This is a genomic window from Streptomyces sp. IMTB 2501, assembly GCF_001953885.1.
Lineage (GTDB): Bacteria > Actinomycetota > Actinomycetes > Streptomycetales > Streptomycetaceae > Streptomyces.
Map to the genome: position 1 here is coordinate 81,965 of NZ_MQUS01000005.1, position 12,951 is coordinate 94,915.

Sequence of the window (12,951 nt, forward strand, 5' to 3'; positions counted from 1 at the left end):
TGTCTTCATGCCGAACGGCCGGACAGGCATACGCAGGCAGAAGGAGAAGACGATGGCGCTGCGGGTTCCGAAGGCAGAGCTGACCGCCGAGCTGAGCGAGAGCATGATCGAGCAGTTCGGTACCGTGCCCGAACCCCTTCAGGCGACCGGGCACCACCCCGACGTCGCCCAGGCAGGCTCGGAGATGGGAGCCAGGGTGGCCGCGTGGAACGTTGCCGACGAGAGCCTCAAGACGTTCGCGCACATGGCCGTCGCGGCACAGGTCGGCTGCAGCTGGTGCCTGGACATCAACTACTTCCTGGCGCAGAACCAGAACCTGGACCTGACGAAGGCGAGCCAGGTGCCGCGCTGGCGGGAGGCGGAGGTGTTCACGTCGCTGGAGCGGGATGTGCTGGAGTACGCCGAGGCCATGACGGACACCCCGCCGACCGTCACCGACGAGCTGTCCGCGCGCCTGCTGGAGCGGCTCGGCCCGGCGGCGCTGGTCGAGCTGACCGCGGCGATCGCCTTCGCCAACTTCTCGACCAGGAACAACACGGCGCTCGGGGTCAAGTCGCAGGGCTTCTCCGACGCCTGCGAAATCCCCCTGGCCGCACGCCCGGCCGAGTCCGACGCGGCCGTGACGGCATGACCCCGGAGGACCCCTTCCTCATCCACCGCAGCCTGCTCTTCACGGTCGCCTACGAGATGCTCGGCTCGGCGGCCGACGCGGAGGACGTACTGCAGGAGTCCTGGCTGCGGTGGGCCGACGTGGACCGGGCACAGGTGCGCGACCCGCGGTCGTACCTGGTCCGGACCGTCACCCGGCAGGCGCTCAACCGCCTGCGCACGCTGTCCCGCAGCCGTGCGGAGTACGTCGGCGTGTGGTTGCCGGAACCCCTGCTGACGAGCCCCGATGTCGCCGAGGACGTCGAACTCGCGGAGAGCGTCTCGCTCGCGATGCTGACGGTTCTGGAAACCCTCGGGCCGACCGAGAGAGCGGTGTTCGTGCTCCGCGAGGTCTTCGACCTGCCGTACGGCGAGATCGCCGAGGCCGTGGGGAAGTCGGCGGCCGCGGTACGGCAGATCGCGCGGCGGGCCCGCGAGCGCGTGGCGGCCCGGCGTCCGCGCGTGCGGGTGAGCCGCGCGGAGCAGCAGGCCGTGGTGGAACGCTTCCTGGCCGCACTGCGCACCGGACAGCTGCAGGACCTCCTGGAGATCATGGCCCCGGACGTGGTCATGATCACCGATGGCGGGGGAGTGGTCGCGGCCGCGCTGACTCCGTTCCAGGGAGCCGATGTGGTGGCGCAGGTGCTCGCGGGCGCACACCGTGCGGTGGACACACTGGACACGACGGTCGTGTGGCTCAACGGCACACCGGCCGGTCGTATCGACTTCGACGGCGAGCCGAACGCGGTGAGCCTCATGGTGGAGAACGGCCGGATCACCCGGATCCACGTGGTCCGCAACCCGCACAAGCTGACCCGCCTGGACACCCCGGCGGAACTCGCCCGCTAGCCCGCGTCAGGCCCGTCGGGCCCGTCGGGCCGTGTCAGGCCCGTAGGCCCCACCCGTCTCACCCTCGCAAACACTTTTGCAAGCGAGTCGCTTGCAATTGTTAGCGAGGGTGAGGCAAGGTGGAGGCATGGCATCGCTGAACGTCGGCAATCTCGGTGAGTACCTGCGCGAGCAGCGGCGCAACGCCCAGCTGTCGCTGCGGCAGCTCGCCGACGCCGCCGGGGTGTCCAATCCGTACCTGAGCCAGATCGAGCGCGGGCTGCGCAAGCCGAGCGCGGAGGTGCTCCAGCAGGTCGCCAAGGCCCTGCGCATCTCCGCCGAGACGCTGTACGTCCGCGCCGGCATCCTCGATGCCGAACGCGACCGCGACGAGGCGGAGACGCGGGCGGTCATCCTCGCCGACCCCTCGCTCAACGAGCGGCAGAAGCAGGTGCTGCTCCAGATCTACGAGTCCTTCCGCAAGGAGAACGGATTCGGGGGCGGCGAGCCCGACGCGGACGAGGCGGCCGGGGACCTGGCGCAGGACGCGGGCACGGACGACACCGGTACGGCCGATGTGAACGATGCCGATGCCGGTCCGCGGCGGACGGCCGGATAACCGGACCAGGGCGCCGGCCGCCCCACCGCGGACCACACCAACCTCAGCCGAACGCGAATCCGGGAGGACCTGATCACGATGGCCATCACCGACGACCTGCGCAAGACCCTCAGCGACCCGACTCCGCTCTACTTCGCCGCCGGTACGGCCGACCTCGCCCTGCAGCAGGCCAAGAGGGTGCCCGCCCTGGTCGAGCAGCTGCGCGCCGAGGCCCCGGCCCGCATCGACGCCGTGCGCCACACCGACCCGAAGGCCGTGCAGGAGAAGGCCGCCGCCCGTGCCAAGGAGGCGCAGGAGAAGGCCGCCGCCCGCGCCAAGGAGGCGCAGGAGACGCTCCAGACCAAGGTCAACGAGTTCCTCGGCACCCTCGACGTCGACCTGCGCAAGATCGGCGAGCAGGCGCAGGACCTCGCCCTGCGCGGTGTCGGCGTCGCCGCCGAATACGCCGTCAAGGCCCGCGAGACCTACGAGAAGGTCGCCGAGCACGGCGAGCAGGCCGTGAAGACATGGCGCGGCGAGGCCGCCGACGAGATCGAGGACTTCGCGGTCGTCGTCGAGGGCAGGCCCGAGCCGGTCGCGGTCAAGGACGAGCCGAAGCCGGTCGAGACCGAGGCCAAGGACGAGCCCGCGGACAAGAAGCCGGCGGCCAAGAAGGCCCCGGCCGCCCGCAAGGCCACCACCGCGAAGAAGACGACCCCGCCGGCGAAGTGAGCGGGATCGAGGAGATGACATCGGGCCGGGCACCTTGGGGGTGTCCGGCCCGTTGTACGGGTACGGTGACTGTACGGACGACTCGACTCAGGTGGTGGGCATTGTGCTGATGACGGCAGTCGGCGGAGTGATGTGGCTGATCTTCACCGCCATGCTGGCACTCGCCATCGTGGCGTTCGTGATGGCCGCGATCTTCCGCGAGGACGCGTACCGCGCCGCGGACAAGCAGAACAAGGGCTTCTGGCTGATCATCCTCGGCATCACGGTCGCCGTGAACCTCTTCGTCCCGATGCTGTTCCTGCAGCTCGCGGGCCTGGTCGCGACGATCGTCTTCTTCGTGGACGTACGCCCCGCCGTCCAGCAGGTCTCGGGCGGCAAGGGCTTCCGCCGCCGGGGCCGCGGGAGCAGCAGCGACGGACCTTACGGCCCGTACAACGGCGGCCGCTGAGGGGTGTTTCCCGGGCGGGGACCCCTCACGGCCAGAGCCCGAATCACGACGTCCGGTCCAGCAGCACAACGGCGACGTCGTCGGTCAGCTCGCCCCCGTTGAGATCCCGCACCTCGCTCACCGCGGCCCGCAACAGCGTCTCCCCCCGCAGCCCCTCGGCCAGCTGCCGACGGATCATGGACACCATCCCGTCCTGCCCCAGCCGCTCGCCGCTCTGCCCGACCCGGCCCTCGATCAGCCCGTCGGTGTAGAGCATCAGGCTCCACTCGGCACCGAGCTCCACCTGCATCCGCGGCCAGCGCGCACCCGGCAGCAGGCCCAGGGCGGGCCCGTTGTTGTCATAGGGGAGCAGCCCGGCCAGCCGTCCGGGACGGGCCAGCAGCGGCGCCGGGTGCCCGGCCAGGCACAGGCCCGCACTCCGGCCGTCCGGCGCGATGTCGACCGTGCACAGCGTCGCGAAGATCTCCTCGTCGGACCGCTCGTGCTCCAGCACCTGCTGCAGCGTGCTCAGCAGCTCGTCCCCGCACAGCCCGGCCAGCGTCAGCGCGCGCCAGGCGATGCGCAGTTCCACGCCGAGCGCGGCCTCGTCCGGGCCGTGGCCGCAGACGTCGCCGATCATGGCGTGCACGGTGCCGTCGGGGGTGCGGACGGCGTCGTAGAAGTCGCCGCCGAGCAGCGCCCGGGAACGGCCGGGGCGATAGCGGGCGGCGAAGCGCAGCGCGGAGCCGTCCAGCAGGGGCGTGGGCAGCAGCCCGCGCTCCAGACGGCGGTTCTCCTGCGCGCGCAGCCGGCCCTCGGCCAGCCGCCGCTCGGCCGTGTCGGAACGTTTCCTCTCCACCGCGTACCGGATGGCACGGCTGAGCAGCCGGCCGTCCAGCTCTTCCCGGTAGAGATAGTCCTGGGCGCCCACCCGCACGGCCTCGGTGCCGCGCTCGGCGTCGCCGGAGCCGGTCAGCGCGAGCACGGCGTGCCGGGGTGCGAGCCTCAGCACATGCCGGAGCACGGAAAGCTCGTCGTCCGCGTCGCTGCCGCCGGGCGCGGGCAGCGCGAGGTCCAGCAGGATGCAGTGCACGTCGTCGGTGAGCAGCCGCTCGGCCTCGGTGAGGTTGCGGGCGGTGCGCACGCGGATCGGCTTGCCGGCGGAGTCCAGCAGATCGGGCACGATCGGCGAACCGGCCGGATCGTCCTCGATCAGCAGCAGGGTGAGAGTGGTGCCGGTGTTTCCGGTGGATGTGGCGTCGCGGTGGGCCTCTTCCTTGCGGGGGCCGCCGACTGCGGAGGCGGCCTGCGCCTGACCACTCTCCACGGCCGGGATCGCTCTCTGCCGCGGTACGGGTACGGGCATCGTCTTGGTTTCCTTCCCTCCCCCCGAGGGCATGGCGGCGTCGAGGGTCTCGAAGCCACCGACGGGGACCATAGCGGCATTGACCGCCCCGATGGAATGGTGTGAGCCGCGTCGCTCGCGCGCAGGCCGCTGTCATATGCCGCGTTCCGTACGACAGTTGGACAGGGTGCCCCGGCACGGGGGATGACGAAGCTCACGTCCGGCCCGGATTTGGGCGGCGGGTCGGTGGAGTGGGTCACATGGCGTGGGTCACGGGGATTCCCCGGCGGAGCGCCCGGCCACGGCGAAAGCCGCACCCGGAGCACGGCCGCACCTCAACGGCGCTGTACCGCCCCGAGCCCCGGCCAAAGGCCTATGCGTCGGGTCGTACGACGCCCAGGATCTGCATCGAGCCGGCGCCCGCGATCGTCACCGTACGCCCCGGGCGCGGGGCCTGGATGATCGCGCCGTCGCCGATGTAGATGGCGACATGGCTGGCGTCGTCGAAGTAGATGATGAGGTCACCGGGGCGCATGTCCTGGACGTCGACGTGCTGGAGCTGTTTCCACTGCTCCTGCGAGGTGCGCGGGATGGGGTGGCCGGCCGCGGCCCAGGCCTGGGAGGTCAGGCCGGAGCAGTCGTAGGACTGCGGGCCCGCGGCGCCCCACACATACGGCTTGCCGAGCTGCTCGGTGGCGAACGCGACGGCCTTCTCGCCCTGCGCGGACGCCTTGCCGTGGATCTTCTTGAGGATGCCGGTGTCCAGCCAGTCCGTCTGCGCCTTCAGTGCGGCCTGCTGCTCCAGCTGGTCGAGCTGCTGCTGCTCCTTCTTCTGCAGCTCGGATTCCAGCTTCTTCGCGGCGTCGATCTGCTGCTGGACCCGCTTCTGGGCGGCGGCCTTGTCCTTGGTGTCGGCGTCCAGTTTCCTCCACTGGTCGGCGGCGTCGTCGGCATACGCCTGCAATTGCTTCTGGGTGCTGGTCAGTTCGCTGATCATCGACTTCGTCGCCCGCTGGCCCTGGAGGACCAGCCCGGCCCCGTCCAGGACCTGTCCGGGGTCGTCGCTGAGCAGGAACTGGGCGGTGGGCGGGATGCCGCCGGTGCGGTACTGGGCGCGGGCGGCCGCGCCCGCCTGGTCCTTGAGCTCGGCGAGTCTCTGCTGTCCCTCGTCGATCTTCTTCGCCAGCGAGACGATCTCGGCGGACTGCTGCTTCGCCTTCTCCTCGGCCGCGTTGTAGGCGTCGGTGGCGACAGCCGCGTCGTGGTACAGCTTGTGGAGCTTCTCGCGGACCTTCTCAAGGTCCCTGCCCGGCGGGGGAGTCGGGGAGGTGCTCGGGCCCGGGGTCGGTTTCGGGGCGGCGAAGGCCATGCCGGGCGCGCCCAGCACGGTCACCGCGCAGACCACGGTCACGGCGGCCGAGAGGATACTGCGCTTGCCCCAGCCCATCACGGATGCCCCCAAGCTGATTTACCGTCAGTAACTTATGGTGCCTCGGGGATGGTGTCACGTTGAGGCTTAAAGCGACAGAGGCAGGTGTTTCCCCCGTACCCGCCCGGTCGTGACGATCTCCCCGCCGGTGTGACGAACGACGCGCGGGATTCGTTCCACCCCACGGCCCCCGAAAGGGTGATGTCAAGCCCTCGGCGCCAACGCCGCCCACGCCACCGTGACTTCGCCCTGCCGCCAGCGGGCCGGGGAGTCGCTCACCGGCCAGTCGGCCGTCAGGTCCCGTACCGTGCGCAGCCAGCGCTGCCGGGCGCCGTAGGAGGCATAGGGCGCGGCGGCGGCCCAGGCGCGGTCGAAGTCGCGCAGGAAGGCGTGCACCGGCTCACCGGGGACGTTCCGGTGGATCAGCGCCTTCGGCAGCCGCTCGGCGAGGTCGGACGGCTGCTCCAGCGAGCCCAGCCGGGCGGCGAAGGTCACGGTCCGCGGCCCCTCCGGGCCGAGCGCCACCCACACGTGCCGCCGCCCGATCTCGTCGCACGTCCCCTCGACCAGCAGCCCGCCGCGCGAACCGGCGCCGGCCGGGGCGAGCCGCGCGCACAGCCGCTCCCAGACGGCGGCGACCTCGGTCTCGTCGTACTGGCGCAGCACATTGGCGGCCCGGATGAGCAGCGGCCGTCCGGGTACCGGGACCTCGAAGCCGCCGTGCCGGAAGGCCAGCCCCTCCCGTTCGTACGGCCGCGCGGCCGCGACCCGCTCGGGTTCGATCTCGACGCCCACCACGCGCGCGCGTGGCGCTGCGGTCCGCAGCCGGCCGAGCAGTTCGACGGCGGTCCAGGGCGCGGCGCCGTAACCGAGGTCGATCGCCAGCGGGTCATCGGCGCGCCGGAGTTCGGCGCCGTGGGCCGCCGCGATCCAGCGGTCCATACGACGCAGCCGGTTGGGGTTGGTGGTCCCGCGCGTCACCGTTCCCACGACGGGGGTCCCCCCGCTCGGGCGACGCCGAGAGCGGGGGAGGGATGCGGCGCGGGCTGTCATGCGTACGAGGGTAAGCGGGTTCGGGGGCGCGCCCCGCAGACACCGACCGAATCCGAACAGTTGATCGATCCACGGTAATGATTGGGTAAAGCGGCCTGATCGGGAAATGGCAGGGCCCTCGTTCGCTGTTGGACCTCCCTGGAGGGCGAGGTCGGTCCTCCGTCCGGCATGCCCGCAGCAAGGAGGACCGCCACGTGAGCCAGTACGTCAGCAGGCTCGGGCGACGTTCCCCGTCGGCCGCGTCACGGCTCCGGCTCCACCGCCGACCCCGCCGGGTCGCCATGCTCTCCGTGCACACCTCCCCGCTCCACCAGCCCGGCACCGGCGATGCCGGCGGGATGAACGTCTACATCGTGGAGCTGGCCCAGCGGCTCGCCGCCCTGGGCATCGACGTCGAGATCTTCACCCGGGCCACGGCGGGCGGCCTGCCTCCCGCGGTGGAGCTGGCCCCCGGCGTCCTCGTCCGGCACGTCGACGCCGGCCCCTACGAGGGCCTCGCCAAGGAGGACCTCCCGGCCCAGCTGTGCGCCTTCACGCACGGCGTGATGCAGGCCTGGGCCGGTCACCGTCCCGGCTACTACGACCTCGTCCACTCCCACTACTGGCTCTCCGGCCACGTCGGCTGGCTCGCCGCCCAGCGCTGGGGCGTCCCCCTGGTGCACGCCATGCACACCATGGCCAAGGTCAAGAACGCCAACCTGGCCGACGGCGACACCCCCGAGCCCGCCGCCCGGGTCATCGGCGAGACCCAGATCGTCGCCGCCGCCGACCGGCTCATCGCCAACACGGCGGAGGAGGCCGACGAGCTGGTACGGCACTACGCCGCCGACTCCGCGAAGGTGGCCGTGGTCCACCCGGGCGTGAACCTCGACCGCTTCCGCCCGGGCGACGGCCGCGCGGCGGCCCGCGCCCGCCTGGGACTGCCCCCGGACGCCCTGATCCCGCTCTTCGCGGGCCGTATCCAGCCCCTGAAGGCCCCGGACGTCCTGCTGCGCGCGGTGGCGGTGCTGCTGGACGAGCGCCCCGAGCTGCGCTCCCGCATCCACGTCCCGATCGTCGGCGGCCCGAGCGGCAGCGGGCTCGCCAAGCCGGAGGGGCTGCAGAAGCTCGCCGCCCGGCTCGGCATCGCGGACGTCGTACGGTTCCGCCCGCCGGTCGGCCAGGAGCAGCTCGCGGACTGGTTCCGGGCCGCGTCCGTGCTGGTCATGCCGTCGTACAGCGAGTCCTTCGGGCTGGTCGCGATAGAGGCGCAGGCGGCCGGAACGCCGGTGCTCGCGGCCGCGGTCGGCGGGTTGCCGGTGGCCGTGCGCGACGGCGCGACCGGCTTCCTCGTGGGCGGCCACGATCCCGCCGACTACGCGCGCGTGCTGTGCCGTCTCGCCGACGAGCCGGACCTCTCGGCGACCATGGGCCGGGCCGCGGCCCGGCACGCGCAGTCCTTCGGCTGGGACCGGGCGGCCGCCGCGACCGCCGACGTCTACACGGCCGCGACCCAGGCGCACCGCCGTCGCGTACGCTCCCACCATGGGTGATGTCGAGAAGGCCGCGCAGGTCATCGAGGGGGTCCTCAAGGACGCCGAACTGGAGTGGGAGAGCCCCGAGCCCGGGAACTACGTGGTCAGGCTGCCCGGTACACGCAAGCTCTCCACGACGGTCTCCTTCCTCGTCGGCCGCCACTCCCTCTCCCTCAACGCCTTCGTTGTCCGGCACCCCGACGAGAACGAGGCGGGCGTCCACCGCTGGCTCCTGGAGCGCAACCTCAAGCTGTACGGCGTGAGTTACGCCGTCGACCGCCTCGGCGACATCTACGTCACCGCCCGCCTGCCGCTCGCCTCCGTCACCCCAGACGGGATCGACCGTCTCCTCGGCCAGGTCCTGGAGGCGGCCGACGGCGCCTTCAACACCCTGCTGGAGCTGGGCTTCGCCTCCTCCATCCGCAAGGAGTACGCCTGGCGGGTGTCCCGCGGCGAGTCCACGCGCAACCTGGACGCGTTCAGGCATCTGATCGAACGCCCTGCTGACTGACTTACGGTTCACCCCCTTCCCTCTGCTGCCGAGGCAGTGGCATGCTCACCGCCGACGAGATCCTGAACGTCGTTCATATCCATGAATATGAAGGGGCGGATGGGCATGAGCAGCACGCATCTCACGAGACGGACCCTGCTGGCCGGTGCCACGGCCGTGGCGCTCGGGGCCGCGACCGGTACCGCGCGGGCGGCCGAATTCCCCTCGCTGTGGCAGGAGTTCAGGCGCACCCCGTTCACCCATCCGCAGATCCCCTACGTCGGCCGGTCCGGCTGCCACGGCGGAGCCGCCCGCTTCCCGCGCCCCCGGACCGTCGCCGACGTCACGGACTACGGCGCCGTACCCGACGGCACCACCGACTGCGCCCCCGCGATCAACCGTGCCATCGCCGCCGCCGGAAGGGCCGGTGGTGGCACGGTCACCATCCCGCCCGGCACCTTCCGCATCGACGACGTGATCCGCGTCGGCGACTCGAACGTCGTCCTGCGCGGCGCCGGCAGCGGCCGTACGACCCTCCATGCCACGAAGTCCCTGACCGAACTGATCGGCGTCTACGGCTCCCGCTACGGCGGCGACAAGTCCGCCTGGTCCTGGGCGGGCGGCCTCATCTGGCTGGCGCCCAGGTCCCGTTGGGACTCCCTGGTGGCCGCGATCCGGTCCCGCGCCTGGCCCTTCGAGGGCTGGACCGGCAACAAGCGGGACGAGTGGACGGCCCTGACGGCGGTGGAACCGGCCGAGCGGGGCTCCTGGACCGTCACCGTCGCGGACGCCTCCGCCCTGCACCCCGGCCGGCTCGTCCTCCTCCGCCTCGCCGACGGCCCCGGCCACACCCTCCTGCAGCACATGGCGGGCGGCGGCCCGGGCCCGGCGTCGTACACCTGGGACGACAAGACGAAACTGCTGTCGTACATCCCCTACGAGTGGCCGGTGCGCATCACCCGCGTCCAGGGCCGCCGGATCACCCTCGAACGCCCGCTCCCGCTGGACCTGCGCCCCGAGTGGAACCCGCAACTGACCACCCATGTAACGGAGCTGACCGGCTCGGCGGTCGAGGGCCTGACGCTCGACGTGGTGGAGACCCCGATGTCCCCCCACCTCCTCGACAAGGGCTACAACGGTGTGGTCCTGCAGTGCGCCTACGACTGCCGGGTGGACGACGTCACGGTCCGCAACGCCGACAACGGTTTCGGCCTGGTCGCAGCCTCCGCCTGCACCCTGCGCCGCACGCGCGTGGCCGGCCGCGGCTCGCACCACCCCTACTTCTGCCGCGAGGGCTCCCACGACAACCTGATCGAGGACTTCACCATCGAGCAGCGCACGGTCCCGGCCCCGCCGAACACACAGCTGCACGGCATCAACGTCGAGGGACTGTCGTCGTACAACGTCTGGTCGCGCGGCGAGATGCGGATGGGCACCTTCGATTCGCACCGTGGCCTGCCCTTCGCGAACGTCCGCACGGACATCACGGTGAACAACAACGGCCGCCACGGCGGAGACGCCAACGCTGGACCGCTCTTCGGCGCCCGCTTCACGCACTGGAACATCCGGGTCACCAACGGCCGCGCGGGCCTGATGAAGATCGACGGCCTGGCGCCGTACTCGGCGACCGTGGGGCTGAACGAAGTGAGCGAGTTCGACCAGATCGACGTCCCCGACTTCACCGGCGATCCGCACTCCCGCCTGGAGCTGTACGGCACGACGGACGCCGTACGCCCGCGCAATCTGTACGACGCTCAGCGCGAGCTGCGCCGGTAGCGCCCGGGCGTGACCCCCACCAGCCTCTTGAAGTGCCGGGTGAGATGGGCCTGGTCGTAGAACCCGGTGGCCGAGGCCACCTCGCCCGGCGCCAGCCCGTCCAGCAGCAGCCGCCGGGCCCGCCCGACCCGCCGCGACATCAGGTACTGGTGCGGGGCGATGCCGTACGCACCGCTGAACGCCCGTACCAGATGGGCCGGATGGGCGTGCAGCAGACGCGCCGCCTCCTCCAGCGAGACACCGTCGACGACCCGGGCGTCGAGCAACTCCCGCAGTGAGCGGGCGAGAACGGGGTCCGGGCGGTGCGCCGTTGTGGCCGTCCGCCGCAGATGCCCGCGCAGCCGCTCCCCGACGAGACTCAGCCTGCTCTCCGCCTCCAGTTCGTCGCCGGGGTGGGCGAGGGCGGAGTGCAACTGCCCGACGCGCAGCCGCAGTACGGGATCCCGGAGGTCGGGCGTGTCGACGGCACGCCCGATGAGATCGCTGTCGAGACGGCTGGTGTCGAGGTAGACGACCCGCTTGCGGAAGCCGTCCGGGGTCGCGGGGGAGCCGTTGTGCGGCACGTGCGGCGGGAGCAGGGTGACGGTGTCGAGCGGGGTGCCGTGCTCATGCCGGTCGAGGTCGTACCGTACGGCCCCGTCGTCCACGATGAGCAGCGTCCAGGCGTCGTGGACGTGCATCGGATAGGCGTACTCGGTGAAGTGGGCGTGGAAGACCTCCACGACACCCGGGATCCGCGGGCGCCAGGCGGAGACTTCCTGCTGGTCGGCCACGCAAAGAACGTACAAGACCCGCTGCCCGGCCGCCCGGCAGTCTCACTGCATGAACACCGAACCGATCCCCACCGAGCCTGTTCGCTTCGACACGAAGATCGCCGTACTGCTGCGCGCGGACCTGGAGCCCTGGCAGCGCCTCAACGTCACCGCGTTCCTGGTCAGCGGTCTCGGCAGCCAGGTCCCCGAGGTGATCGGCGAGCCGTACGAGGACGCGGACGGCGTCGGCTACCTCCCCATGTTCCGCCAGCCGGTGCTGGTCTTCGAGGGCTCGAAGGAGACCCTGAAGGCGGCCCACGGCAGGGCGCTGAGCCGCGCCCTGCCCCGCGCCGTCTTCACCTCGGACCTGTTCGCGACGGGCAACGACCGCGACAACCGCGCGGCGGTGCGGGCCGTACCGACCGCCGAGCTGGACCTGGTCGGGCTGGCGGTGCACGGCGCGCGGGGCGCGGTGGACAAGGTGCTGAAGGGTGCGCGGATGCACCCGTGAGGTGCGGGTCCCCGGTCCGGGTCAGTCGAACATGCCGGGCTGGTAGTCGCCAGCGGGCTGCTGGACGATGACGTTGACGCGGTTGTACGCGTTGATCAGGGCGATCAGTGAGACGAGGGCGGCGAGCTGGTCCTCGTCGTAGTGCTTGGCGGCGTTCGCCCAGACCTCGTCCGGCACACCGCCGGCCGCGTCCGCGATACGGGTGCCCTGCTCCGTCAGCTCCAGCGCGGCCCGCTCGGCGTCCGAGAACACCTTGGCCTCCCGCCAGGCCGCGATCATGTGCAGCCGCTGAGCGGTCTCCCCGGCGGCGGTGGCGTCCTTGGTGTGCATGTCGGTGCAGAACCCGCACCCGTTGATCTGGCTGGCCCGGATCTTCACCAGCTCCTGCGTCGCGGCCGGCAGGGGCGAGTCCGAGACGACCTTCCCCGCCGAGTTGATGTACCTGAAGAACTTGCCGGTGACCGGGTTGGCGAAGATGTTCAGACGAGCGTCCATGGTGTGCTCCCGTGTGATGTGGCCGTTGGTGACTACACCCCTCTGACGGAACGGGCCGGGAAGATGTGACGTGAGCGAGTGTGACACCAGTCACTCGCGGGCGCCTGCTGCGGTCGTTCCATGATCAAGGATTTACCTCGCTCCTCGTTGTGCCCGGCCGACCGCGTGGCTAGCGTTCAGCCGGCGGCGGCATGAAACAAGCAGGCAGCTCATGAGCGGCTCATGGAAGAGCCCGAACATCCTGAGCGGACCGGGCGCGTTCCCCACTTCATGGCACATCCGCCGACATCTGCCGAAATGGCTGTCATGGGCAGACCAGCTGCCTCCGTCGTCACACACAGAAGGGTGGATCC

Annotated in this window: 14 protein-coding genes; 9 read left to right on the forward strand and 5 right to left on the reverse strand. The window is 71.2% G+C overall.

Annotated features, from left to right (window positions below):
- The first annotated feature begins 52 nt into the window (after positions 1-52).
- From AV521_RS10725 to AV521_RS10745, 5 genes are all read left to right on the forward strand, one after another.
- A complete protein-coding gene (locus AV521_RS10725; protein WP_076086977.1) occupies positions 53-631 on the forward strand; it encodes a carboxymuconolactone decarboxylase family protein in 579 nt (192 codons plus the stop codon).
- A complete protein-coding gene (locus AV521_RS10730) occupies positions 628-1,497 on the forward strand; it encodes an RNA polymerase sigma-70 factor (RefSeq protein WP_076086979.1) in 870 nt (289 codons plus the stop codon). Before AV521_RS10725 ends, AV521_RS10730 begins: the two co-directional genes overlap by 4 nt.
- A gap of 127 nt (positions 1,498-1,624) precedes the next feature.
- Entirely contained in the window at positions 1,625-2,095 is a 471-nt protein-coding gene (locus AV521_RS10735; RefSeq protein ID WP_076086981.1) for a helix-turn-helix domain-containing protein, read from the forward strand.
- Between the two features lie 78 nt (positions 2,096-2,173).
- Positions 2,174-2,806 (forward strand): hypothetical protein, encoded by a 633-nt coding sequence (locus AV521_RS10740; protein ID WP_076086983.1) that lies wholly within the window; start codon positions 2,174-2,176, stop codon positions 2,804-2,806.
- A gap of 109 nt (positions 2,807-2,915) precedes the next feature.
- Complete coding sequence (locus tag AV521_RS10745) at positions 2,916-3,254, forward strand: DUF2516 family protein (RefSeq protein ID WP_371917021.1); 339 nt, start codon at positions 2,916-2,918, stop codon at positions 3,252-3,254.
- A 43-nt stretch (positions 3,255-3,297) separates the two neighbouring features.
- Here the strand turns inward: AV521_RS10745 and AV521_RS10750 are convergent, their stop codons facing one another.
- From AV521_RS10750 to AV521_RS10760, 3 genes are all read right to left on the reverse strand, one after another.
- Complete coding sequence (locus tag AV521_RS10750; protein ID WP_076087437.1) at positions 3,298-4,599, reverse strand: PP2C family protein-serine/threonine phosphatase; 1,302 nt, start codon at positions 4,597-4,599, stop codon at positions 3,298-3,300.
- A 352-nt stretch (positions 4,600-4,951) separates the two neighbouring features.
- Entirely contained in the window at positions 4,952-6,025 is a 1,074-nt protein-coding gene (locus tag AV521_RS10755; protein WP_076086985.1) for a C40 family peptidase, read from the reverse strand.
- A 186-nt stretch (positions 6,026-6,211) separates the two neighbouring features.
- Positions 6,212-6,997, reverse strand: coding sequence for a class I SAM-dependent methyltransferase (locus AV521_RS10760; protein ID WP_179022991.1), 786 nt, complete (start codon positions 6,995-6,997; stop codon positions 6,212-6,214).
- A gap of 257 nt (positions 6,998-7,254) precedes the next feature.
- Between AV521_RS10760 and mshA the strand changes: the two genes are divergently transcribed.
- The 3 genes from mshA (at position 7,255) to AV521_RS10775 (ending at position 10,840) form a co-directional block, all read left to right on the forward strand.
- Positions 7,255-8,592 (forward strand): D-inositol-3-phosphate glycosyltransferase, encoded by a 1,338-nt coding sequence (gene mshA, locus AV521_RS10765; protein ID WP_076086987.1) that lies wholly within the window; start codon positions 7,255-7,257, stop codon positions 8,590-8,592.
- Positions 8,585-9,085 (forward strand): YbjN domain-containing protein, encoded by a 501-nt coding sequence (locus tag AV521_RS10770; RefSeq protein ID WP_076086989.1) that lies wholly within the window; start codon positions 8,585-8,587, stop codon positions 9,083-9,085. Before mshA ends, AV521_RS10770 begins: the two co-directional genes overlap by 8 nt.
- 99 nt (positions 9,086-9,184) lie before the next feature.
- On the forward strand, positions 9,185-10,840 hold the full coding sequence (locus AV521_RS10775; RefSeq protein ID WP_076086991.1) for a glycosyl hydrolase family 28-related protein: 1,656 nt from the start codon (positions 9,185-9,187) through the stop codon (positions 10,838-10,840).
- Here AV521_RS10775 and AV521_RS10780 read toward each other — a convergent pair.
- On the reverse strand, positions 10,819-11,613 hold the full coding sequence (locus tag AV521_RS10780) for an AraC family transcriptional regulator (protein WP_076086993.1): 795 nt from the start codon (positions 11,611-11,613) through the stop codon (positions 10,819-10,821). The genes AV521_RS10775 and AV521_RS10780 overlap by 22 nt on opposite strands.
- Positions 11,614-11,662: 49 nt before the next feature.
- Between AV521_RS10780 and AV521_RS10785 the strand changes: the two genes are divergently transcribed.
- Positions 11,663-12,103, forward strand: a complete 441-nt coding sequence (locus AV521_RS10785) for a DUF2000 domain-containing protein (protein ID WP_076086995.1) — start codon at positions 11,663-11,665, stop codon at positions 12,101-12,103.
- A gap of 21 nt (positions 12,104-12,124) precedes the next feature.
- Here the strand turns inward: AV521_RS10785 and AV521_RS10790 are convergent, their stop codons facing one another.
- Positions 12,125-12,598, reverse strand: a complete 474-nt coding sequence (locus AV521_RS10790; protein ID WP_076086997.1) for a carboxymuconolactone decarboxylase family protein — start codon at positions 12,596-12,598, stop codon at positions 12,125-12,127.
- Positions 12,599-12,951 lie beyond the last annotated feature (353 nt).

Excerpts from the sequence above, each read along its gene's own strand:
- AV521_RS10755 (WP_076086985.1), bottom strand. The coding sequence starts at position 6,025 with ATGGGCTGGGGCAAGCGCAGTATCCTCTCGGCCGCCGTGACCGTGGTC.
- AV521_RS10775 (WP_076086991.1), top strand. The coding sequence starts at position 9,185 with ATGGGCATGAGCAGCACGCATCTCACGAGACGGACCCTGCTGGCCGGT.
- AV521_RS10745 (WP_371917021.1), top strand. The coding sequence starts at position 2,916 with ATGACGGCAGTCGGCGGAGTGATGTGGCTGATCTTCACCGCCATGCTG.
- AV521_RS10735 (WP_076086981.1), top strand. The coding sequence starts at position 1,625 with ATGGCATCGCTGAACGTCGGCAATCTCGGTGAGTACCTGCGCGAGCAG.
- AV521_RS10750 (WP_076087437.1), bottom strand. The coding sequence starts at position 4,599 with ATGCCCGTACCCGTACCGCGGCAGAGAGCGATCCCGGCCGTGGAGAGT.
- AV521_RS10725 (WP_076086977.1), top strand. The coding sequence starts at position 53 with ATGGCGCTGCGGGTTCCGAAGGCAGAGCTGACCGCCGAGCTGAGCGAG.
- AV521_RS10790 (WP_076086997.1), bottom strand. The coding sequence starts at position 12,598 with ATGGACGCTCGTCTGAACATCTTCGCCAACCCGGTCACCGGCAAGTTC.
- AV521_RS10740 (WP_076086983.1), top strand. The coding sequence starts at position 2,174 with ATGGCCATCACCGACGACCTGCGCAAGACCCTCAGCGACCCGACTCCG.
- AV521_RS10785 (WP_076086995.1), top strand. The coding sequence starts at position 11,663 with ATGAACACCGAACCGATCCCCACCGAGCCTGTTCGCTTCGACACGAAG.
- AV521_RS10730 (WP_076086979.1), top strand. The coding sequence starts at position 628 with ATGACCCCGGAGGACCCCTTCCTCATCCACCGCAGCCTGCTCTTCACG.
- AV521_RS10770 (WP_076086989.1), top strand. The coding sequence starts at position 8,585 with ATGGGTGATGTCGAGAAGGCCGCGCAGGTCATCGAGGGGGTCCTCAAG.